A 23,246-nucleotide genomic window follows, 5' to 3' on the forward strand; every position below is an offset into this window, starting at 1 on the left:
ATTCGGCATGGAGTGAAACGAGGCAATATCACGGCATGGAACCTCGCAGTCGAGCCGGCAAAAGGAGAATCAAGATTGAATCCCTTTTTCTATCGCTTCCGCACCGATGCCTACTCGGCAGAGCAACGATTCGAGGTCTGGCGAGACGAAGTCAACGCGATCTTCGATGTCGAGATCGAACGATCGCTGGCCCATCGTTTCAATTACGACCTGAGCACCGGTTATGTCGGCTCGTTGTTGATGGGATGCGGCAAGTGGATCGGCCAACATGAGCCGGTGCATTACGGCGTCAAGCGATCGCCGGCCATGATCCGTCGCGACGGCCTCGATCACTTCTACCTCTGCCTAGGCATCACCCACTCCCTGTCGGGATACGCGGCGCGCACGCCGATTCACGCCGAGGCGTCGAATCTCTACGTACTGGATCTGGCCTACGAGCTCGATTCGGAAATCGTCGCGGGCGACACGCTGATCCTGACGATCGCGCGGGACTTGCTGCCCGCCCCCATCCGATCCGCCAACCTGCACGGCGCCGTCCTGCAGGGGCCCTTGAGCGCCTTGCTGGGTGATCACCTGTTCGCGCTGCAACGTCAATTGCCGCATCTGGCGCCCGCCGACATGCCCAACGTCGAACGCGCGACCCTGGCGCTGGTATCGGCCGCGCTGGCGCCGACGGCACGCACGCTCGGCGAGGCCGAGGTGGAAATCGACCAGGCCGTGATGTTGCGGGTGCGTGCCTATATCGATGCGCATCTGAAGTCGGCGGATCTCACGCCATCGCGGATCTGCCGCGACATCGGCATCTCGCGCGCGCATCTGTATCGGCTGTTTTCGCGCGAGACAGGCGTTGCCGCCTATATCCAGCATCGCCGCCTGGTGAAGATCCGCAAGCTTCTCGAGGAAGCCGGATCGAGCCGGCAGCGCCTGTCGACGCTGGCATTCCAATATGGCTTCAAGAGCGAATCCCACTTCAGCCGAAGCTTCCGAAATGCTTACGGTTGTTCGCCCAGCGAGGCTCGCGAGCGCGCCGCCTCGCGCGAGGCTCGCCTGCCCGCTTCGTCACCCGCGAAACATTCCGCGGGATCGTTGCGCGACGTGCTCGATCGCCTGGATTCCTGATCCTTCGTCGAACCTTCGTCGAAACGCAGCGTCAAGCTTTGGAGACGCTGGGGCAAAAATCCCCGCGGCGTAGCTGCTACCATTTTTACGTCCGAGATGATTTTTTCCGCGTGAAAGGACGGTCGCCGTTCGTACCCATGCACGTGCCGGCGCCTCGCAGAACCCAAAATCAAATATCGAATGAACGCGATCCGGATGCGCGAGAGACCGCTTTTTTTGTTATGCACAACAAATTATCAACTGCATCTCAATGGGGGATTGAGATTCCAGAATCGACAAGTGGTCGTCTATTACTTCCGGAGAAGAATATGCGTCATGTTCCTTGTGCAAATCATGTGGCCGCGGTGCTGGCCGCCGTATCGCTGCTGTCCGCCCCGCTGGCGATGGCTTCGGTGAATGCATCCCTCTCGCCGGCTCACGCGGCCGCGGCCCTCGTGCCGACGGGCGCCACGCCCCTGCAAGGCGCCGTCGCCTTCACGGCACCGCCGAGCCCGGCGGTTTCCGAACCGGCGCGATTCCAGACCGCGCTCGTCAACTCCTGCTCCGATTCGTGGTGGTGGCGCAGCGGCATCGAGGAACTGGCCTGCGGACTTTCCGGGCAAGGCTGGTGGAATTGATGATCGCGACGCGGGTTTGAACGGAACCCGCCGCCATGCAAGACAGGCCGCAGCAATGCGGCCTTTTTCATGCCCGCCGAAAACGAGACGGCGGACGCGGATTGCTCCGCGCCCGCCGTCGGCCCATCCGTTGCAGCCGGATCGGATCAGAACACCGGATGTCCGCTGATCACGCTCGGCAGCCAGGTCGAGAAGAACGGCCAGTAGGTGACGATATTGATCGCGCTGAAGATCGCCAGGTAATACGGCCAGGCGGTCTTGGTGGTCTCGCCGATCGACACCTCGCCGATCGCGCAGCCGACGAACTGCACCGAGCCGATCGGCGGATGCACCAGGCCGAGCGAGCAGTTCAGCAGCAGCATGATCCCGAACTGCACCGGGCCGACGCCGCAAGCCATCGCGATCGGCAGGAACAGCGGCGTGGTGATCAGGATGTGCGCCGCCATGTCCACGAAGGTGCCGAGGAACACCTGGAGGATGTTGATGTACAGCAGCATCAACCAGGGCTGGGCATTCGACTGCAGCAGCAGGTGCTCGATCGCGTCCGGGATCTCCAGGTAGGACATCTGGAAGCGCAGCATGTTGGACACGGCGATCAGCAGCAGCACCACGCCGGTGGTGCGAGCCGCATGCGACAGCGCGCGCCACAGCTTCTTCATGGTCAGCGTGCGATACACGAAGATGGTCAGCACCAGCGAGTAGACCACCGCGATCGCGGCCGCCTCGGTGGCGGTGGCGATGCCCTTGGCCACGCACACCAGGATGATCGCGATCACGCCGAGGCCCGGCAATGCGCCCACGAAGGAGCGTGCCACCGCGTACCAGCCCGGGAACTTCAAGAGCGCCGTGCTGCCGTCCTCGCGGCGCGGGAAGCCGTAGCGGCGCGCCTGCCAGTAGGCGGCGATCAGCACGAAGCCCATCACCCACAGCACCGGCAGCAGGCCCGAGAACAGCAGGTCGCCGATCGACACGCCGCTCACCGGATGACCGTTGAGCATGCCCGTGATCCCCTGCGCGGCGAACGCGTAGATGATCATGTTGGTCGAGGTCGGCATCAGCGCGCCGGCCAGCGAGGCGTGGGTGGTCACGTTGACCGCATAGGCGGCGCTGTAGCCTTCGCGCTTCATCAGCGGGATCACCACGCCGCCCATCGCCGAGGTATCGGCCGTGGGCGAGCCGGACACGCCGCCGAACAGCGTGCAGGCCACCACGTTGGCCATGCCCAGGCCGCCGCGGAAGTGGCCGACGATCGCCTGCGCGAACTTCAGGATGCGGTCCGCGATGCCGCCATGCAGCATCAGCTCGCCGGAGAAGATGAAGAACGGCACCGCCAGGAACGAGAACGCGTTCATCCCGGAGATCACCGACTGCATCGAGGTGGCGATCGGCAGGCCCTCGGCCAGGTAGGTGGCCACGCACGCGAGCCCGAGCGCGAACGAGACGGGCACCCCGAGGAAAAGCAGCAGCAGGAAGCTGATGGAGAGGATTGCGAGTTCCATGTGTGGATCAGGTTCGGTTGCGCTTGCACAGCGCAAGCAGGTGCTCGAGCGAGAACAGGATGATGGCGATACCGGCCGGCAGCGGAATCAGGTAGCGCACCGATTCGGGCAGGCCGATGATCGGAATCCGGTCCTCGAAGGTGGTTTCGGCCATCTCCAGGCAGCCGAGAATCAGCGCCACCGCGAACGCCATCAGGCAGAGGTGCTGGAAGCCGTGGATGATCGACTGGCCCTTGGGCGAGAGCCGGCGCACGAACGAGTCGAGGCCGATATGGCCGCCGTCGCGCACCTTCATCGCGGCGCCGAACATCGCGATCACGATCACCAGCAGCAGCGCGATCGGCTCGACGAAATCAGGGGCGTTGTTGAACACATAGCGCATCACGACCGCGTAGAACACGAGCGCCGTCAGCACGACGAGACTCGCCGACGCGATGACGGCCAGCGCCATGAACAGCACGTCGTTCGAGTGCTTGATGAACCTCATTTTCGAACCTCATCGGACAGAAAAGGCGGCCGGCGAAACCTCGCGCGGCCGCCGGGGCGCTGGCGCGGCCCCTTGCAGGGCCGCGCGCCGCGTATTACTTGATCGCCTGGATCTCGTCGACGATCTGCTTCATCATCGGGGTCTTCTCGTACTTGGTCCAGAGCGGCTGCATCGCCTTCACGAACGCGGCACGGTCGATCTGCGCGGCCGGCACGATGGTCGCGCCGCCCTTGAGCACGGCCTTGCGCGCATCGCCTTCACGCGCCGTCCAGAGCTGCACGTAGTACGGCACCGAATCGGCGGCCGCCTTCTTGATGATCGTCTGCTCCTGCGGGCTCAGCGTGTCCCACACCTTCTTGGAGAACACCAGCACTTCCGGCGTCATCGCGTGCTGCGTTTCCGAGAACACGTTGGCCACTTCGTAGTGCTTGGTTTCGTCGTAGGACGGCAGGTTGTTCTCGGCGGCATCCACCAGGCCCGTCTTCAGGCCCGTGTAGACCTCGGAGAACGGCATCGGCGTGGGCGTGCCGCCCATCGCCTTGATCTCGTCGACCATCAGGTCCGAAGGTTGCACGCGCACCTTGAGGCCCTTCATGTCGGCCGGCGACTTGATCGGACGCTTGGCGTACATCGAGCGCGCGCCGCTTTCATAGAAGGTCAGCGCGATCATGCCCTTGGCCTTGAACGCGTCGAGGATCTTCTGGCCTTCCGGGCCGTACATCACGTTGCGGAAGTGCTCGATGTCGCGGAACAGGAACGGGAACGACGGGATCATCGATTCCGGCACGATCTCGTTGAAGGCGGCACCGTTGGCGCGAACCATGTCGATCGCGCCCAGGCGCACCTGGTCGACCGTCTCGTTTTCCGAACCGAGCGCGCTGTTGCCGTAAACCTTGATCGAATCCTTGCCGTCCGTCGCCTTCTTGATCTCGTCGCTCATGAACTTGACAGCCATGTTCGTCGGGAAGTTGTCGCTGTGGACATCGGCGGAGCGGAAGACGCGGGCCTCGGCCGACAGCGTCGTGGCGGCGGCGAGTGCCGCGACGATCGCTACGGTGACGCGCTTGCGCGTGAAGATCGTTTTCATGGTCAAGTCTCCTCTGGGTATATCGCGTGTTGGATGTGCCGGCCTGCCCGCCCGGGCGCTACCGCCTCGGGCCCGGCAGGATCGGTCCGGAGCTCACCCCGCGGACCGGCTCGGCCGGCATCTTGCATCGTTGTCGTCTGACCACCGTCAGGCAGCCCACCCGCTGTCTCACGTCGTACAACTAGGGAGCGAGTCTATCGGGGCGGAACCACGCTTGTACACTTGGTGCATACCCGCAGAGGGTTGATGCCGCAGGTCCGTCACAAAAAGCTATTTTTCTTATATTTCAGCTAGTTGTGATATTTTTTCGATCGCCAGGACACGACCACCCCTGAGCCTCGAAGACAAATTCTTTTGCGTTTTGGGACGCTTCCGGATATGTCATTAGACAACTGATCATTGCGGGTTAACCTCGTTTCGTTTCCGCCCCTGAAACGAAATCGGGCGCCTTGGCGGCGCCCGATGCGGATGAATGACGTCTCATCAATGACTCATGACGTCCGATTGCCGGCTTACCGAAAGCCGTCGATTCGATTTCAAATTCGATTCAAACCGCTGCCGACAAGGGGCGCCAGCACGATCTCGATGCGCTCCTTGCCCTTGCCCGTGTTGCGGCGCTTGAGCGTGAGCGCGCCGACTTCGGCCGTGGTGCGCGGATGCGTGCCGCCGCACGGCATCGAGGCGAAGCCTTCGACCTGCCAGTAGCGACGCTCGGCGTCGATGTCGCTGAAGGCGGTGTGGATCGGCAAGGCACAAGCCACCAGGCTGGCCGCTTCCTGTTCCAGTTCCGGCAGCAGCGGGCTCAGGCTGGTGTCGCTGGCGAAATCGATGCGGGCCTTGTCGGCCGCGATGTGCGCGCCGATCCGCTCGATGCCCGGGCGCGCCCGGTAGACCAGTTGCAGGATCATTTCCGCCGCGAAATGGTGGCGCATCAGGCCGAGCCGGCGCGCGCCGTCGATCCAGATCGCCACGCCGTCGCCGGCGCGGAGCTGGTGATCGGGCGGCAGCGTGTAGACCAGGTCGAGTCCTTCCTTGTCGGCATGCAGCACGGGGTAGCCGCCGAGCGTGCCGGTGTCGCTCTCCTGCCCTCCCGAGAACGCGAAGAAGATGGTTTCCCTGACATGGACGCGCTGGCCGTCGACGGCGAGCACGGTGGTATCGAGGTGGGTCAGGTAGGGGTCGTCCCAGAAACGTTTACGGGTGGGCATGGCTGGCGCGGCGGCGGAGAGGCTGGATAAGGAGCCGTGAGATTAGCCTGGCCAAAACGCGTGGTCTTGTATATTCCTGCGGAAATCTTGCTTTCCGGATCGCGATCGTTCAACCCCCGCCGCCCAGGAAACGCAGCAGCCAGAGCAGGAAGTGGAACACCAGCACCAGGAATTCCCAGAGGCGCTCGAGCAAATCCCACAAGCCGGTCCGCCAGGCCGCGGCCGCTGCGCCGGTCCACCATTCGTTCATCGAGTCTCCGTGCTGGCGCCCGGTCGGCGGGCGTGGTGCTGGGTTATGCGAAGGGGCATCTTCGCATGGCTTGCGGGAGGGATGAAGGAATTGCGAGGCGTGATCGAGCAGCAATGATGGAAGATATCCGTCCTGATCACCGCTGTCCGGCCAAGCCGAGGCATGCCTCGAAGAACGAACGGAGGCCGTCGGCCTCCGTTCGCGACGAGCATCAGAACTTCCAGAGCAGATTGCCCAGCACCGCATTGTCGCGCACGCCGCTGCCGTACTGGCCACTGTAGGTCAGGCCGAGCTTGAGACGCCGGGTGAGATTCGCATCGATGCCGAGTTCGACCACCGCCGCATCACGCGCGATCGGCACGCCGGCCACCTGGAACGACGCCCCGCCCCCGGCGAACGCGAAGGTGGAAGTGGGCGTGGTCGTCCCGAAGGCATGACGCCAGCCGGCCATCGCCCGCGCCGTGAAGCTACCGCTCGACATCAGGTCGAATTTGGTGGCCGCACGCAAGCCTGCCGTCGAGAAACCGACACCGTTCGACTCCCCGACGCTACTCAGCGCGGCAGCACCGCCCGTCTCGCTCATGCCATCGGTATGCAGGTTCACATAGGCGAGATTGACGAAAGGCTCGAAGGCCAGCGCGCCAGCCGGCAACGCGTAACCGACTTCTCCGAACACCTGGGCGGTCCGCGCGTTCACGCCGCTCTGCGTGTGATCGGAAAGTCCCGGGACTGACAAATAGCGGTCGCCGTCAACGCGATGGAAGGTATAGGCCGCGCCGCCGCGCAGACCGAGCGCACCGAACTGACCACCACCATAGATCGACACTGAGTAGCTATCCACGCTCGCCGACGACTGCGTGTCGTTGTCGAGGCTGCTATGCGTCACGCCCCCCGCCACACCCGCACGCCAATGATTGCCGAAGCCGAGATCCGCACCGGCCACGAAGCCGGTCATGCTGCGCGAGATCGACGAGGCATTGCCGTCGCCATCCAACCGGCTGCGGCCGCCGAACGCCTGCCCCCATACCACCGGCTGGTACGAAGCGGTCTGGCAGCGCTGCTGCGCGGCCGCGCCGCCGGCGGGGCCGGACAGCACGGTGCTCGCATCTCCGCACTGCGAGGCACCGCCGGCGGCGAGCGCCGAAAGCGGTCCGCTCGAAGGGGCGAGCCCTTGACGCACACGATCCGTCACGGCCTCGCGTACGTAGCGGCTGTCCGTCAACAACACGCTTTTCATGCTCGCGTAGAACTCGCCATCGAGCGCGTTGAAGGCCGCGCGCGCATTGCCCGCCTCGCTCGACAGCAGCGTGTCGTAGATCGGGTTGCCGGCGCCGAGCGAGCCGATCGCGGCGGCCGCCGAACGCTGGTTCCGGGTCTGGGCGACGTCGGCGAACGTCGCGCCGTTCGTCACGAAGCTCAGTACCACGCTGTTCGTGGAATAACTCAGCAACGGCTTCAGGAACGCGAGATTGGTGCTCACGTCGGTGAATGCCCCCGTCACGCCGCCATCGGCGCTGACGATCGTGTAGCGCGTGAGAGGCGAATACACGGCCGTGTTCGCCGCGGCCATCCTGCTGGCGCGGTCGGCCGCGAGCGTCTGCGTCTGGGCGCTGCCGGTGCCAGTGGCCAGCACCTGCACCGTACCGCCGTTGATCGATGCACTGCCGGTAGCCGCCACCGAGCCGCTCTGTTGCGGCGTGGCGACGACCTGCAAGATCGAGCCGGCCTGGAACTCCACCTTGCCGGCCACGTTCAGCGGGACGCCGGGCTGCTGCAAGGCCGCGGTCGCACCGCGGTTGAGTACCAGGCCGCCGATCGTGCCCGTGCCGGTGACCGTCGCGCCACTCATCACGTTCACGGTCGATTGCGCTAGCGTACCGGCTACGTCGAGCGTGCCCGAGCCGACCGTGGTCGCTCCGCTCAGCGCATTCGTGCCAGTCAGTCTCAGCGTGCCGGCGCCGCTCTGCATGAGCGAACCGGTACCGCTGATCTGCCCGTCGAACACCACATTGTCTGCATGCGCGAACACCAGTTGGCCGAAATTGGCGACGTGGCCCGTGATTGAGCCGGTGGTGCCGCCATTGCCCACCTGCAGTGTGCCACCGGTGATCGTCGTGCCACCCGTATAGGTGTTCTCGCCGGCCAGGGTGAGCGTGCCCACGCCGCTCTTGGTCAGCGTGCCGCTGCCCGCGAGAGTCCCGGCATAAGCGCCGGCGCCCGCCACGGTCAGCCCCCCGGTGCCGGTATCGATGACACTGCCTGCCACGCCGCTCAGGGAGTTGAACGTGAGCGAGCCGCTGCCGAGTTGGAGCTTGCCGCCGTTCACGGCCAGCGAGCCGACGCCGAGCGCCGTGGCGCTGCCGAGAGCCAGCGTGCCGGCATTGAGCGTGGTGCCGCCGCTGAAGCTGTTGTTGCCCGACAGCGTCAGCGTCGCGTCGCCGTTCTTCACCAGTCCGCCGGTGCCCGACACGTCGCCGGCCAGCGTGAGGTCGTGGCTGCCGCCGATGGTGGCGATGCTGCCCAGGTTCACGGCGTTGCCGAGCGTAACCGCCGTGGACGTATCCAGCGTCGCGGGAGCGCTGATAGACAGCGTGCCGGTACCGAGCGCACCATTCGAGCCCGCCACCAGCGTGCCGGCAGCGAGCGTGGTTCCACCGCTGTAGGTGCTGTCGGCCGACAGCGTCTGAACGCCCGAGCCCGTCTTCACCACACCGCCCGGGCCGCCGATGGTGCCGGCGAAGGTGGTATTGGCTGCCCCGCCGAACGTCAGCGTGTTGGCGCCGAGCGCAATCCTGGAACCCGTCACGCCGCTCAGATCGCCGATGGTCTGATTCGAACCAGCGTTGCCGATGTCGAAGCTCGCGCCTGCATTGGCGAGCTTCACGGCCCCCGTCGCGACGAGCGAGCCGCCCACGCCGATCGCCAGCGTGCCGGCGTTGATCGTCGTCCCGCCGGTATAGCTGTTCGATGCCGTCAGCGTCTCGGTGCCCTCGCCTGCCTTGATGATGCCGCCCGTGCCGATGATCGCGCTGCCGAGCCGCTGGTCGGTCGCGTTGCCGAACGTCAGCGTATTCGCACCCAGCGAGACCAGCGAACCCGTGGCACCCGACAGTGCGCCGATCGTCTGCGGGGTACTCCCCGCCGAAATGTCGAAGCGCGTCCCCGTAAAGACGAGGTTGACGCCGCTGCTGGCCGCGATGCTGCCGCCGTCGCCGATCCCGAGCGTGCCCGCGTTGATGTTGGTGGCGCCGGTATACGTATTCACGCCGCTCAGCATCTGGGCTCCCGTGCCACCCTTGGCAAGGCCACCGGTGCCGGTGATCGTGCCGGAGAAGTTCTGATTCAGGTTGGCGTTGAGCGTCAGATCGGTCGCACCGAGGGCGACGGTCGTGCCGCTGATTCCCGATAGCGAGCCGATCGTCTGAGGACCGCCCGCGCCACTGAGGTCGAGCTTCGCGCCTGCCGCCGAAAGACCGACGAGTTGGCTCGACGCGATCGAACCGCCCGCGCCGATCGCGAGCGTGCCGCCAGCGATCTGCGTGAAGCCGGAATAGCTGCTCACGCCCGTCAGCGTCTCGGTGCCCGAGCCCTGCTTCAAGAGACCGCTCGAGGCAAAACCCGTGATCGCGCCGGCGAAAGTCTGGTCGGTCGCGTTGCCGAACGCCAGCACATTCGAGCCGAGCGAAACCCGCGAGCCGGCAACGCCGGAGAGTTCACCGATCGTCTGCGGAGCACTGCCTGCCGAGATATCGAAGGCCGTACCCGCGGCGAGGAGATTGACGCCACTGCTGGCGCTAATGCTGCCGCCCTCGCCGATCACGAGCGTGCCTGCGCTGATGTTGGTGGCACCGGTATACGTGTTCACGCCGCTCAGCATCTGGGTACCCGCGCCGCTCTTGGTGAGGTCACCGGTACCCGTGATCGTGCCGGAAAAATTCCGATTCAGATTGGCGTTGAGCGTCAGGTCGGTTGCACCGAGGGCGACGGTCGTGCCGCTGATTCCCGACAGCGACCCGATCGTCTGAGGACCGCCCGCACCGCTGAGATCGAGCTTCGCGCCTGCCGCTGAAAGACTCACGAGTGCGCTCGACGCGATCGAGCCACCCGCACCGATCGCGAGCGTGCCGCCAGCGATCTGCGTGAAGCCCGAATAGGTGCTCACCCCCGTCAACGTCTCGGTGCCCGAGCCCTGCTTGAAAATGCCGCCCGAAGCGCCGCCCGCGATCGTGCCGGCGAAGGTCTGGTCGGTCGCGTTGCCGATCTGCAGCACGTTCGAACCGAGATTGACGGTCGAGCCGCTCACCCCGGCCAGGCCGCCGATCGATGTTCCAATCGTCATACCGCTCAAGTCCAGCGTCGCGCCCGCGTTGACAAGATTGACCGTGCCGCCGCCCACCAGCGAACCGCCCGGGCCCAACGCCAGCGTACCTGCCGCGATGGTGGTGTCGCCGGTATAGCTGTTGATGCCGGTCAGCGTCTCGGTGCCGGTGCCGGTCTTGGTGATCCCCCCCGTTCCGGAAATCGTCCCGCCGAAGCTGGCATCGCTGGCATCGCCGAAAGATAGGTGATTGCCGCCGAGCACGACATTGCTGCCTGCCACGCCCGACAGCGCCCCAATGGCCTGCGGCGTACCCGCCGCGCTGATGTCGAAGATCGCGCCCGCATTGGCGAGATTCACCTGGTTGCCACCTGCCAGCGAACCACCCGCGCCGATCGCGAGCGTGCCTTCGTCGACGGTCACGCCACCGGTAAAGGTATTGGTACCCGTCAGCGTCTCGGTCACGGTACCTTTCTTGACGATACCGCCCGTGCCGCTGATGGTGCCGCCGAAACTCGCGGTGTTCAGATCGTTGATCGTGGTGCCGATGGTGAGCGTGTTACCGCCCAAAGCCACCGTGGTGCCTGCCACGCCAGCAAGGCCGCCGATCGCCTGAGGAGTGGTCGCGCCACTCACGTCGAACGCGGCGCCCGAGTTCGTCAACTGGACCGAGCTCTGCGTCGACAGCGATCCGCCGCCGCCGATCGCGAGCGTGCCGGCGGTCACGATCGTCGATCCCGCATAGGTATTCGCGCCAGTCAGTGTCTCGGTGCCCGAACCCGCCTTGGTGATGCCGGATTCGCCCGAAATCGTGCCGCCGAACGTCTCGTTGCCCGAGTCGCCGAATGTGAGGCGATCGTGGACAACGTCGACGCTCGAGCCGGCCACGCCGGACAGGCCGCCGATAGTAATCGGCTCGCCGGTTCCGAGTTCGAGACGGGCGCTGGCACCGCTTAAATCAACCTTGGTCGCAACAGGAAGCGAGCCGTTCAGACCAAGCCCGAGCGTGCCTGCCTCGATGATGGTACTGCCCGTATACGTCTGCGCGCCGAACAGCGTTTCCGAGCCGCTCCCTGCCTTGATCAGGCTACCCGTGCCGGAAATCGTGCCGCTGAAGCTGTGATTGCCCGCATCACCGATACGCAGGTCGTTGTCGCCAAGCTTGACGCTGGTGCCGGCCCGGCCGTCCAGGCCGCCGATAGTCTGCGCGCCGCTCGCGCCGCCGAGATCGAAGGTTGCGCCCGAGCTCAACAGATTCACCGGGCTGCTCGCCGCGAGCGAACCACCCGCGCCCAGTGCCAGCGTACCCGCGCTGATTGCGGTGGTACCCGCGTAGGTATTCGTGCCGGTCAACGTCTCGGTGCCCGAGCCCGTCTTGGTGATACCGCCAGCGCCGCCGATCGTGCCGGCGAAGGTCTGATTGCTCGCGTCGCCGAAGCTCAACGAATTCGCGCCGAGATTGACGCTGGTACCGGCCACGCCCGATAACGCGCCGATCACCTGATCGCCGCCGGCCGCGCTGATGTCGAAACTCGCACCGGGCGTGCCGAGATTCACGTTACCGGGGGCGGCATAGGCGGGAATGATCCCGGCGCCCACCAGTGCAAAAAATACGCCCATCGCGGGCGACAGCTTGGGAGATTCGTATTCTTTCGAGTTGCGAACGCGCACGCGGACCATTGCATAACCCCAAAATGGATTTGTTTTTTATTGCCGTATCTCGCTCGAGTACGAGATCGACAGCGATGAATTGCCGGCGCATCCATGCGAACTGACATGAGCATCAGAAAACACGGGACGAGCGCCGACGCACCATGACGCCACATGGCGAAAACCAGCAGGAACAGCGTGGAATCTAGTGCGTTCGAGACATCACGACGCCTCGAAGCGGATCAGGTTGGCAAAACAAAGATTTCCCCGGAAATGGAAATGACAAGACGCGGTTGGGCGGCCTGGTTATTTTTTTGATACGCCAACAAGATTACAACAGAGCATTACAAATTGACAATCTCGATGAATTGACAGGTCCACCATGAAAACGATTGCGCCGGGTCATTCGCAAATTTTTTTAACCACGCTCGCGCGTCATCAATGCCCTCGGCAGCGACGGCGCAAAAAAAAACGCCTCGACCCGGGTATCCGGAGTCGAGGCCAACCGCGTTTCGATAACACTCTTTGGGGAAAGAGTGCATGTCACTGTATGAATTTGCGGGCGCGGATGCAATTTCCGTGTCTTACCGGATCTTTCGCGATGTACAACCGCCCCTGGCGGAACCTGCGCATCCCAAGCCGGGCGGCGCTTGCGTCACGTTACAGCCGTAACAGGCCAACGCCCGCGAACGCCCCCCGAAAGCCGCCACGGCCTTGTCGCGCCGGGCTCGGCCCGAAAGAACCGTAAGCCGCCCCCTCAAGCCGCCCCGTCCAGCGCACTCGGGCTCGCGTCATGAAACAGCCGATAAACGAGCGTCCGCAACCATCGATGCCCCTCGTCGCGATGAAACCGTTCATGCCAGAACTGCGCGATATCGGTCGGCGCGATATCGAACGGCAGCGCCAGCGCGCGCACGTCCGGCCGGGTCAGCACCCGCGCCAACCTGCTCGGCACGCAGGCCACCAAATCGCTCGACGCCACGATCCGCTCGATCCCGAACGAATGCGCGAGCCGCAGCGCCACCCTTCTCGCCCTGCCGCCCGGCCCCGAGAGCGCGTCGAGCGCCGCCTCGAAGCGCGCATGGCTCCCCGCCGTCGGCGTGTACACCACATGCTCCGCCGCGAAGAAGCGCTCCGCCGAGAGCCGCTCCCCGATCGCCGGATGATCATGCCGGACCAGCGCCACGTAGCTCTCGTGAAACAGCCGCTGCTGGTGAAAGTCGTCGTGCAGCCCCTGGAACATCCCGATCGCCAGGTCGATCTGCCCGAGCTTCATCATCTGCTGCGCATCGTCCAGCGAAGGATCGCTGGTCACGATCCTCAGCCCCGGCGCCACCTCGCGCAGGTGCGCCACCAGCCGCGGCATGAAGATCGCCTGCCCCAGGTCGCTGACGTAGAGATGGAAGGTGCGATCGGCCGCCTCGGGCTCGAACGGCTTGCCGGCCTGCATCGCCAGCCGCAACGAAGCCAGCCCCGGATCCACCAGCGCCGCGATCTCGTCGGCGCGCGCCGTCGGCTGCATGCCCTCGGCCGTCTTCACGAACAGCACGTCGTCGAACAGCGTGCGCAGCCGCTTGAGCGCGTTGCTCACCGAAGGCTGGGTCAGGTGCAGCGCCTGCGCCGCGCGCGTGGTGCTGCGCGTGCGATACAGCACGTCGAACACGAGCAGCAGATTGAGATCGATATTGCGCAGCGCGGTGTCGTGCGTCATTGGCGTGGCGGGGAGAACGAGGGTCATTGATGCGCTGAATGCCGGCATTCAGACGATCAATTTAACAGAGGCCCCCGCGATCCCTAAGCTGGTATCGACCCGGGCCAGACGCCCCAGCGGCGCGGCCCCCGTGGTTTACCCTCAACCCTCCCGGATCTCACATGGACAACAAGATTGCTCTCGAGGAACACTTCGCGTCGCCGGACACGATCGGCGATTCCGAACGCTTCTTCACCCACGACCTCTGGCAGGTGCGCCGCCGCCAGTTGCTCGACTTCCAGGAGGAGCGCATCGAGCGCATGGACGCCTGCGGGATCGGCTACGCGATCCTCTCGCTGAACGCGCCGGCCGTGCAGGCGATCACCGATCGCCAGCGCGCGATCGACGTGGCGCGCCGCGCCAACGACCTGCTCGCCGAACAGGTGGCGCGCCGCCCCGAGCGCTTCGGCGCGTTCGCCGCGCTGCCGCTGCAGGACCCGGAAGCGGCCGCGCGCGAGCTCGAGCGCGCGGTCGGCGAACTGGGCTTCCAGGGCGCGCTGGTCAACGGCTTCTCGCAGGTCGGCAGCGAGGACGATTCGACCTACTACGACCTGCCGCAATACTGGCCGTTCTGGGCCGAGGTCGAGCGGCTCGGCGTGCCCTTCTACCTGCATCCGCGCAATCCGCTGCCGAGCCAGCAGCGCTCGATCGAGGGCCATCCCTGGCTGATGGGCCCGGCCTGGGCCTTCTCGCCCGAAACCGGCGTGCATGCGCTGCGCCTGATCGGCAGCGGCCTGTTCGACGCGCATCCGAAGCTGCAGATCATCCTCGGCCACCTCGGCGAGCTGGTGCAGAACAACATCTGGCGCACCTCGCACTGGGCCTCGGCGACCGGCAAGAACCCGCTGGGCGTGAAGGCCACGCGGCCCTTCATCGACTACTTCCGCGAGAACTTCAACCTCACCACCAGCGGCAACTTCCGCACCATCGCGATGCGCAACGCGATGGACGAGATCGGCAGCGACCGCGTGCTGTTCTCCTCCGACTACCCGTTCGAGACCATGGAGGAAGCGGCGCAGTGGTTCGATCGCGCGGAAATCAACGACAACGACCGCCAGAAGATCGGCCGCGACAACGCGCGGCGACTGTTCCGCCTCGACTGAACCGCGCCGGGCGGCAACGCGCGCGGCACCGGCAGACGCCGGGCCGCGCGCGCAACACAACGACAAGACAGACCAGGAGACATCCCCGTGCAACCCGCTCACGTTTTCGACGTGCAGCGCTGGCTCGACGCGCAGCGGTTTTCCCGCTTCCAGTTCGCGATCGCCACGCTGTGCTTCGCCGTCGTCGCGCTCGACGGCCTCGACACCGCCCTGATCGGCTTCGTGGTCCCCGCGCTGCGCGGCGACTGGCATCCCTCAACCACCGCCGTCACGCTGCTGGTCGCCTCGGGGCTGGCGGGCCTGGCGATCGGCGCGTTCTTCGCCGGCCCGCTCGGCGACCGGATCGGCCGCAAGCGCCTGCTGACCGGCTCGGTGCTCGGCTTCGGCCTGTTCAGCCTGCTCTCGGCGATCGCGCCGAACATCACGCTGCTGACGCTGTGCCGGCTGCTGACCGGCGTCGGCCTGGGCGCGGCGATGCCGAACGCGATCACCATGACCTCCGAGTACAGCCCGCGCAGCCGCCGCGCGCTGGTGGTCACCACCATGTTCTGCGGCTTCACCTTCGGCTCGGCCGCGGCGGGCTTCGTCGCCGCGCACGTGATCCCGCGCCACGGCTGGCACGCGATGTTCGTGATCGGCGGCGTGCTGCCGCTCGCGCTCGGGCTGCTGATGCTGGCGGCCCTGCCCGAGTCGATCCGCTTCCTGATCCATCGCCAGGCGCCGGCCGACACCATCGCCGCATTGCTGCGGCGCATCTCGCGCGAGGCGCCCGACGCCGGGCACCGCTTCGTGGTGGACGAACCCGCCGGGCTGGCCGGCCGCTCGCCGGTGGCGCAGTTGTTCGCGCCGGCGCTGAAGTTCGGCACGCTGGCGCTCTGGTGCGTGTTCTGGATGAACCTGCTGGTGGTCTACCTGGTCACCAACTGGCTGCCGAGCCTGTTCCGCGACGCCGGCTTCGACTTGGCCCAGGCCGCCGTCGTCACGGCGATGTTCCAGCTCGGCGGCACGGTGGGCTCGGTCCTGATCGGCCGCACCATGGACCGCCGCAACCCCTACGCGGTGCTGGTGGGCGCCTACGGCGCCGGCATCCTCTGCGTGCTGCTGGTGGCCTGGCGCTACCAGGAGCTGCTGTCGCTCTCGCTGGGCATCTTCGGGGTCGGCTTCGCGGTGGCGGGCTCGCAGACCGGCGCGAACGCGCTGGCCGCCGGCTTCTATCCCACCGGCAGCCGCGTCACCGGGGTGAGCTGGGCGCTCGGCGTCGGACGGCTCGGCGCGATCGCCGGCTCCTTCATCGGCGCGCTGCTGATCGCCAGCGCGATCGGGCTGGCGAGCGTGTTCATGCTGCTGATCGTGCCGATCGCCTGCGCCGCCGCCGCGATCGGCGTGATGGGCCTGCACTACCTGCGCGCGCCGCGCATCGCCGAAGCCGTCGAATGACGGCACGCGGCGGCAGCCCGCCGCCGCGCCTTCCATAACAATCCAGGAGATCCCGATGGTTCCGTTCATCGGCCGCCCGCGCGCGGCCATTCCCTTCGCACTACTGATATCGTCGGCCTGCCCGGCGGCTTTCGCGCAGAGCAGCGTGACGCTGTACGGCAGCCTCGACGCCGGCGTCGCCTACGTCAACAACCGCGACGGGCATTCGCAGGTCGCCATGCTGCAGGGCGTCGCGCAGCCGGATCGCTTCGGCCTGACCGGCACCGAGGCGCTCGGCGGCGGCTGGAGCGCGGTATTCCGCCTCGAGAACGGCTTCTTCACCAACAACGGCGCCCTCGCGCGCGCCAACACGCTGTTCAGCCGCCAGGCCTATGTCGGCCTCTCGTCCACCCGCTACGGCACGCTCACGCTCGGCGAGCAGAGCTCGTTCAACTACGACTGGGTCGCGCCGCTCGGCAACAACTTCCAGGGCAACAACCTGCTGGCCGCGCATCCGGGCAACCTGGACGGGCTGGTGGAAACCACCTCGGCGCAGGAAGCGAACCTGATCAAGTACCGCTCGGCGGTCTGGAACGGGCTGTCCTTCGGCCTGCTCTACGGGCTCGGCGGCGTGGCGGGCGATTTCTCCAACGGGCGCATCGCCGGCGGCGCGGCCAGCTATACCAACGGGCCGCTGGCAATCGCGGCGGCCTACGTGAACGAGCACAATCGCGCGCTCGGCCCCATGCTCGGCGATACCACCGCCGGGCTCGGCCTGAGCAGCTTCCAGGGCAAGCCGGCCCTGTCCTACGTGGCCGACAAGATCGAGAACACCGGCGTGGGCGCGCGCTACGACTTCGGCCGCCTGCGGCTACACGCGGTGTTCACCTACGTGCGGATCGTCTCGGGTTCGTTCGCCGACAGCTACCGCACCTGGGAAACCGGCGCGACCTGGCTCAGCACGCCGGCCAATGCGATCGTCGGCGGCATCGCGGCCACCGGCTTCATCGGCCGGCACTACCTGACGGCCACGCTGGGCGACGTCTACTCGCTGTCGAAGTCGACCCAGGTCTATCTGCAGGCGGTCGCGCAGCAGGCCACCGGCACGACCGATGCGCGCGCATCGATCTTCTCGGTCGGCGCCTCGGGCACGCCGCGCCAGTTGGCCTTCGTCACCGGCATCCATCACCTGTTCTGAAGCGGGCGGGCGTCGTGCCGGGCAGGAAGCCGCCCGGCACGACGCAGCGACTTCATTGGACCGAGTCTCGCACCTCGAGCGTGCTCATGTCGACGACGAAGCGATAATGCACGTCGCCCTTTTCCATCCTCACGAACGCCTCGTTGATCTGTTGAATGGTAATGATCTCGCACTCCGGGAGGATGTTTTTCTTCCCACAGAGATCCAGCATCTCCTGGGTCTCCTTGATGCCGCCGACCGCGGAGCCCGCAATCCGCCGGCGCCCCATGATGACCGGCGTGTTGTCGTAGGCGGGCGTGGTGCTCAATGCGCCCACCACCACGATGGTGCCGTCGATGTCGAGCAAGTCGATATACGGCGCAAGATCGTGCTCGTAGGGAATGGTGTCGATGATGAGGTCGCATGAGAACGCGGCGGCCGCCATCTGGTCCTGGTCGGTGGAGATCAGGACGCGATCGGCGCCGAGCTTCAGCGCATCCGTGCTTTTTCCCGGCGAGCGCGAGATCACCGTCACGTCGGCCCCGAGCGCGGCCGCGAACTTGACGGCAAGATGACCCAGCCCACCGAGCCCGACCACCGCCACGCGGCTGCCGGGCCCGACGTTCCAGGTTCGCAGCGGCGAATAGGTGGTGATCCCGGCGCAGAGCAGAGGGCCGACTCGCGACGGATCGAGATTCTCCGGAACCCGCAGCACCATCTCCTCCCGCACCACGATGTTGTTCGAGAAGCCGCCGAGCGTCATGCCTCCCGAAATCCTGTCTCGACCGTTGTAGGTGGGCGTCACGCCCTCGCGGCAATAGACCTCGAGATCCTTGCGGCACATGTCGCAATGCTGGCAACTGTCCACCAAGGTGCCTACGGCGACCAGGTCGCCGGGTCCGAACCTGGTGACATCCGAGCCGACCTCGCGTACCCGCCCGACGATTTCGTGGCCGGGAACGAGCGGATAAGCGGACACGTTCCAGTCGTTGCGTGAGAAATGCAGATCCGTATGGCAGACGCCGCAATAGAGGATGTCGATTGCAACGTCGCCTTCGCGGGTCTCGCGGCGCTCGAACGAATACTCGGCGAGCGCGCTGTGCGCGTCCTGGGCGGCATAGGCGTAAGTCGTCATGGGTTTGCTTGTTTCCTCGGAAGGGATTCGGGTTCGGTACGTCGACGCTGGCTAGTGTCCCAAGCCAGCCATTCCACGATAAGATGGGATAAATGGGATGATCTTATGAGTGTGGCTCAGCAATGCGAAGAGAAGATCTCGCCGACTTGATGGCATTCGCGGTGATCGCGGAGGAAGGGAGTTTCACGCGCGCCGCGGTGCGCCTGGGTCTGTCCAGCTCGGCGCTGAGCCATGCGATCCGGCTCCTGGAGCAACGCCTCGGCGTGCGGCTCCTGAACCGGACCACGCGAAGCGTCGCCCCCACGTCCGCCGGCCAACGCCTGCTGGTCCAGCTGAAGCCCTCGCTGGCGCAGATCGAGGACGGCCTGGCCTGCCTGGCGGAGGAACGGGAGGATCCGTCGGGCGTGGTTCGAATCAATACGCATCGCAGCGCAGCGCTGCTGCACGTGCTTCCCGCACTTGCCGAACTCGGCGCGAGCTTTCCGAATCTGGTCCTGGACATCACGGTCGATGACAGCGACGTCGATATCGTCGCGAAGGGGTTCGACGCCGGCATTCGTCACGGAGAACACGTCGCGCGAGACATGGTCGCCGTCAGGATCAGCCCTGAATTCAGGACGGCGGTGGTCGCCACGCCCGGTTACCTCGAACGCACGCCGCGGATCCGGCTCCCTTCGGACCTGCAGCAGCATCGCTGCCTGGTATGGCGCTACCCGACATCAGGCGAGCTGTTGAAATGGGAGTTCCAGAAGAACGGTCGAAGGCATCGCGTGGTGGTGGAGCCGAGCTTCATCACCAACGACATCGACGTGCTGATCAAGGCTGCCCTCACGGGCTCGGGGCTCGCCTATCTGTTGAAGGAGCAGGTTGCCGACCAGCTCGCCGAAGGAAGTCTCGTCGAGGTGCTGGAGCCCTGGCATGTGCTTCACGAGGCCTGCTATTTGTACTACCCCAACCGGCGGCAGCTTCGCCCGGTGCTGCGTGTCCTGATCGACGCAATCCGCTTCGACAACTAGATCGCGCGATCGCCGGCGCCGGGCCGGAAGCCGCCCGGCACGGCACCGCCGCCCCACCTCAATGCTCGGCGCCGGGCCCCACCTCGAAGGCATTCGCCACCGCGCGCACCGCGTTCGCGTAAAGCAGCACATCCACGCCAACCGCCACGAACAGGCAGCCCAGCGAGAGATAGTGGCGCGCCAGCGCCGCATCGTCGGTCAGCGTGCCGGCCGCCTTGCCGGCGCGGATGATGCGCGCGATCGCGTCGTTGATCGCGAACTGCACGTCGGCGTGCCGCGCGTTGCCGCGGTGGCCCATCGAGGCGGCCAGGTCGGCCGGGCCGATGAACACGCCATCCACGCCGTCCACCGCGCAGATCTCGTCGAGGTTGCGCAGCGCGGTCGCGCTTTCGGCCTGCACCAGCAGGCAGACCTCCTCGTCGGCCAGGTCGAGATAGTCGGCACGCTGGTTCCAGCGCGAGGCGCGCGCCACCGCGCTGCCCACCCCGCGCACGCCGCGCGGCGGGTAGCGCACCGCGGCCACCAGTTCGCGCGCCTGCTCGGCGGTCTCGACCATCGGCACCAGCAGCGTGCGCGCGCCGGCGTCCAGCAACTGCTTGATCAGCGCGGTACTGCCCTCCACCGGCCGCACCACCGCCTCGGCCCGATACGGCGCCACGGCCTGCAGTTGCGCCACGATGCTGCGCACGTCGTTCGGCGCATGCTCGCCGTCGATCAGCAGCCAGTCGAAACCGGCCGTGGCGGTGATCTCGGCCAGGTAGGGCTCGGCCATCGATACCCAGAAGCCGACCTGCCGGCGTCGCGCCGCGAGCGCGGCCTTGAAGCGGTTCAATCCATAAGGGGAACTGGCGGTCATCGGTGAAGGTTCCTCGTCGTGCGTGGTTCGATCGGAAGCATCGCGGCGCCCTGCCCGGCATCGCCGCGCCCCCGCCATGATCGCATCGGTCGCGCGAATACGCCGCGAACCGGGCCTCGGCGCAGCCCATCCCCGCCCGCTTCCCGCCATCCCGATTGCCGACTTTGCACCCGCCCATTGTTCTGACGATTGGCGATCCACGCGCCAATCCCCGGCGACTTTCATAAATCTTTTTCGGTTTTCCCGGTTTTTTGGCATGGCCTCGAATCCCTTGAGTAGCGGGGTCTTTGCGGTCCTTTTCAAAGGATCGAAATCAATCCTTTCATGCATTTCCCGGATTGCGTTCCGGCCCCGGAATAGCGCGCCGTTTCGCCGGACAAGATTCGAGCTTCAACCATTAAGAAATGTTAAACGCCGCCGTTACCCGGATCAGTAGCTCGCGTCGCTGGCGTCAGCGCGGCGCGAGGAGATACGGACTGGTTTCCATCAAGGCGATGGCGGCAGGCGCGACCGGGGTGTCGTGCCGTCTCGTCGGAAACCGGCCGCCCTGACCGCGGGATTGCGGTTGCGAGATAAAAGAACGAGTGATTCCATGAAGATCGAGCGTTTCCACCCTGCCCAGCTTCGCCCAGGCCAGATCCGTACCCTGGCCTCCGTCGTGTCGATGACGCTGATCGCGTCCGTGATTGCCGGCTGCGGCGGTGGCGGCGGCGGTGATTCGCCCAGCCCGGCGGCGGGCGCCGCGGCCAGCACCAGCAGCGGCACCACCACCACCTCGTCCAGCTCGGGCACCGGCGCTTCCGGCAGCACCTCGCAGATGTGCACCACCACGCTGGCGGCCTCGCAAGGCAATGCCGCCGCGACCAACACCTCGACCAGCACCTCCTCCGGCAACTCGACGGGCACCCCCACCAGCAACGCACCGAGCACGCTGAGCCCGTTCGACGCGCCGGTCGACCACCTGATCGTCAAGCTCGCGCCGGCCACCTCCGCCAGCAGCGCCAACGGCGCGCGCGTGATGGCCGCCGCCGCGCCGGACAGCACCCGCATCAGCAACCTGATCGGCCGCGTGCTGACGCAATGGAACAACCAGCGCTCGCAGGCCCGCATCATGGCCGCCTCGTCGGGCAACGGCGGCTCGCTGCCGAGCTTCGACAACGTGCAGCTCGAACGCACCATGTCGGACGGCTCGGCGGTGGTTTCGCTGGGCAAGCGCGTGGCGGCCACGGACGCGGCCACGCTGGCGCAGAGCTTCGCGGCCGACAGCGACGTGGCCTACGCGGAACCGGATCGACGCCTGTTCGCCAGCGACCTGGCGCCCGTCACGCCGTCCGATCCGATGTACTCGCAGCAGTGGAACGACTTCAATACGGCGATCGGCGTGAACATGCCGGCCGCCTGGGCCCTCACCACCGGCGCCTCGAACCTCGTCACGGCGGTGATCGATACCGGCTACCGCCCGCATGCCGACATCGTCGGCAACCTGGTGGCGGGCTACGACTTCATCAGCGACGTCAACACCGGCAACAACGGCCACGGCCGCAGCGCCGATGCCACCGACCCGGGCGACTGGGTCACCCAGTCCGAGCTGAGCGACACCAGCAGCCCGTTCTACAACTGCGCGAGCGCGCCCAGCAACAGCAGCTGGCACGGCACGCAGGTGGCCGGCCTGATCGGCGCGACCGCCAACAACGGCACCGGCATCGCCGGCGCCAACTGGTTCGGCAAGATCCAGCCGGTGCGCGCGCTCGGCAAGTGCGGCGGCACCACCAGCGACATCGCCGACGCGATGCGCTGGGCGGCCGGCATCTCGATCCCGGGCGTGCCCGACAATGCCACGCCGGCCAAGGTCATCAACCTGAGCCTGGGCGGCAACGGCCCCTGCGGCAGCACCTTCCAGTCGGCGGTCAACGACGTGATCGCGCGCGGCGTGACGGTGGTGGTGGCAGCCGGCAACGACGGCCTGGCCAACGCGCAGGACCGTCCCGCCAACTGCACCGGCGTGGTGGCCGTGGGCGCCACCGACAGCACCGGCAAGCGCGCCTGGTACAGCAACTTCAGCAGCGAGATCACGCTGAGCGCGCCGGGCTCGAACATCCTGTCGACCAGCAACACCGGCACCACCTCGCCGGGCAGCGACACCTACCAGCTCAACAGCGGCACCAGCCTGGCCGCGCCGCAGGTGGCCGGCGTGGTCTCGCTGATGCTCACGCGCAACCCGAACCTGACGCCCGCGCAGATCTCGCAGAAGCTCGCGGCCACCGCGCGCCCGTCGCAGATCGCGGCCACCACCGCCTCCTCGTGCACGGCGATGGCGCCGGGCGCGGGCCTGATGGATGCCGGCGCGGCGGTTGCGTCCGCAACCAACTGAGGCAAGCACGCCAGCTGAGTCCTCCAGGCGGTAACGATCCCTGTCACGGCATCGCGGTTCGATGCCGATCCCGCGATGCCCGCGTCACGCTCCTGCGTTGCGCGGGCGTTGCTTTTTCGGGCTCTCGCCCTGCAACGCGCCGAGCCGCTTCATGACACGCCTGTGACACCGACCGCCTCGCGGCCTC

16 protein-coding genes are annotated in these 23,246 nt (G+C 66.3%); 7 read left to right on the top strand and 9 right to left on the bottom strand.

Features of this window, described 5'->3' with window-relative positions; genetic code table 11:
• The first annotated feature begins 75 nt into the window (after window positions 1–75).
• Entirely contained in the window at window positions 76–1,119 is a 1,044-nt protein-coding gene (locus F3J10_RS12225; RefSeq protein WP_124095230.1) for an AraC family transcriptional regulator, read from the top strand.
• 110 nt (window positions 1,120–1,229) lie between these two features.
• Complete coding sequence (locus F3J10_RS12230) at window positions 1,230–1,736, top strand: hypothetical protein (protein WP_167242192.1); 507 nt, start codon at window positions 1,230–1,232, stop codon at window positions 1,734–1,736.
• A gap of 146 nt (window positions 1,737–1,882) precedes the next feature.
• Here the strand turns inward: F3J10_RS12230 and F3J10_RS12235 are convergent, their stop codons facing one another.
• The 7 genes from F3J10_RS12235 to F3J10_RS12265 form a co-directional block, all read right to left on the bottom strand.
• On the bottom strand, window positions 1,883–3,235 hold the full coding sequence (locus tag F3J10_RS12235; RefSeq protein ID WP_017919171.1) for a TRAP transporter large permease: 1,353 nt from the start codon (window positions 3,233–3,235) through the stop codon (window positions 1,883–1,885).
• A 7-nt stretch (window positions 3,236–3,242) separates the two neighbouring features.
• Window positions 3,243–3,722 carry a TRAP transporter small permease gene (locus F3J10_RS12240; RefSeq protein WP_013690060.1) on the bottom strand — a complete coding sequence of 160 codons (480 nt, stop codon included), beginning with the start codon at window positions 3,720–3,722 and terminating at the stop codon, window positions 3,243–3,245.
• Window positions 3,723–3,816: 94 nt separating this feature from the next.
• The gene (locus F3J10_RS12245) at window positions 3,817–4,809 is read right to left on the bottom strand and encodes a TRAP transporter substrate-binding protein (protein ID WP_166913948.1); all 993 of its coding nucleotides are present in this window, start codon (window positions 4,807–4,809) and stop codon (window positions 3,817–3,819) included.
• Window positions 4,810–5,345: 536 nt separating this feature from the next.
• The gene (locus F3J10_RS12250) at window positions 5,346–6,017 is read right to left on the bottom strand and encodes an alanyl-tRNA editing protein (protein ID WP_025099926.1); all 672 of its coding nucleotides are present in this window, start codon (window positions 6,015–6,017) and stop codon (window positions 5,346–5,348) included.
• 109 nt (window positions 6,018–6,126) lie between these two features.
• Window positions 6,127–6,267 (bottom strand): hypothetical protein, encoded by a 141-nt coding sequence (locus tag F3J10_RS12255; RefSeq protein WP_017919173.1) that lies wholly within the window; start codon window positions 6,265–6,267, stop codon window positions 6,127–6,129.
• A 211-nt stretch (window positions 6,268–6,478) separates the two neighbouring features.
• On the bottom strand, window positions 6,479–12,265 hold the full coding sequence (locus tag F3J10_RS12260) for an autotransporter-associated beta strand repeat-containing protein (RefSeq protein WP_167242193.1): 5,787 nt from the start codon (window positions 12,263–12,265) through the stop codon (window positions 6,479–6,481).
• 727 nt (window positions 12,266–12,992) lie between these two features.
• Window positions 12,993–13,946 carry a LysR family transcriptional regulator gene (locus F3J10_RS12265; RefSeq protein ID WP_105820916.1) on the bottom strand — a complete coding sequence of 318 codons (954 nt, stop codon included), beginning with the start codon at window positions 13,944–13,946 and terminating at the stop codon, window positions 12,993–12,995.
• A gap of 161 nt (window positions 13,947–14,107) precedes the next feature.
• Here F3J10_RS12265 and F3J10_RS12270 point away from each other — a divergent pair, with 161 nt between their 5' ends.
• The 3 genes from F3J10_RS12270 to F3J10_RS12280 all read left to right on the top strand — a co-directional run bounded on the left by F3J10_RS12270 (window position 14,108) and on the right by F3J10_RS12280 (window position 17,702).
• Window positions 14,108–15,088, top strand: a complete 981-nt coding sequence (locus F3J10_RS12270) for an amidohydrolase family protein (RefSeq protein WP_167242194.1) — start codon at window positions 14,108–14,110, stop codon at window positions 15,086–15,088.
• 87 nt (window positions 15,089–15,175) lie between these two features.
• Window positions 15,176–16,525 (top strand): aromatic acid/H+ symport family MFS transporter, encoded by a 1,350-nt coding sequence (locus F3J10_RS12275; protein ID WP_025099923.1) that lies wholly within the window; start codon window positions 15,176–15,178, stop codon window positions 16,523–16,525.
• Window positions 16,526–16,580: 55 nt separating this feature from the next.
• Window positions 16,581–17,702: a porin gene (locus F3J10_RS12280; RefSeq protein WP_167242195.1), complete on the top strand. Its 1,122-nt coding sequence runs from the start codon at window positions 16,581–16,583 to the stop codon at window positions 17,700–17,702.
• A gap of 52 nt (window positions 17,703–17,754) precedes the next feature.
• On the opposite strand, the gene F3J10_RS12285 is transcribed toward F3J10_RS12280, so the two are convergent.
• Window positions 17,755–18,816 carry an NAD(P)-dependent alcohol dehydrogenase gene (locus tag F3J10_RS12285; protein ID WP_167242196.1) on the bottom strand — a complete coding sequence of 354 codons (1,062 nt, stop codon included), beginning with the start codon at window positions 18,814–18,816 and terminating at the stop codon, window positions 17,755–17,757.
• A gap of 122 nt (window positions 18,817–18,938) precedes the next feature.
• On the opposite strand from F3J10_RS12285, the gene F3J10_RS12290 reads away from it, so the two are divergent.
• On the top strand, window positions 18,939–19,832 hold the full coding sequence (locus F3J10_RS12290) for a LysR family transcriptional regulator (protein ID WP_025099921.1): 894 nt from the start codon (window positions 18,939–18,941) through the stop codon (window positions 19,830–19,832).
• A gap of 58 nt (window positions 19,833–19,890) precedes the next feature.
• Here F3J10_RS12290 and hpaI read toward each other — a convergent pair whose 3' ends face one another.
• The gene (hpaI, locus tag F3J10_RS12295; protein ID WP_167242197.1) at window positions 19,891–20,688 is read right to left on the bottom strand and encodes a 4-hydroxy-2-oxoheptanedioate aldolase; all 798 of its coding nucleotides are present in this window, start codon (window positions 20,686–20,688) and stop codon (window positions 19,891–19,893) included.
• A gap of 592 nt (window positions 20,689–21,280) precedes the next feature.
• On the opposite strand from hpaI, the gene F3J10_RS12300 reads away from it, so the two are divergent.
• Complete coding sequence (locus tag F3J10_RS12300) at window positions 21,281–23,059, top strand: S8 family peptidase (RefSeq protein ID WP_167231666.1); 1,779 nt, start codon at window positions 21,281–21,283, stop codon at window positions 23,057–23,059.
• The last annotated feature ends 187 nt before the right edge of the window (window positions 23,060–23,246 follow it).

The organism is Burkholderia sp. Cy-637, assembly GCF_011753175.1.
Lineage (GTDB): Bacteria > Pseudomonadota > Gammaproteobacteria > Burkholderiales > Burkholderiaceae > Burkholderia > Burkholderia gladioli.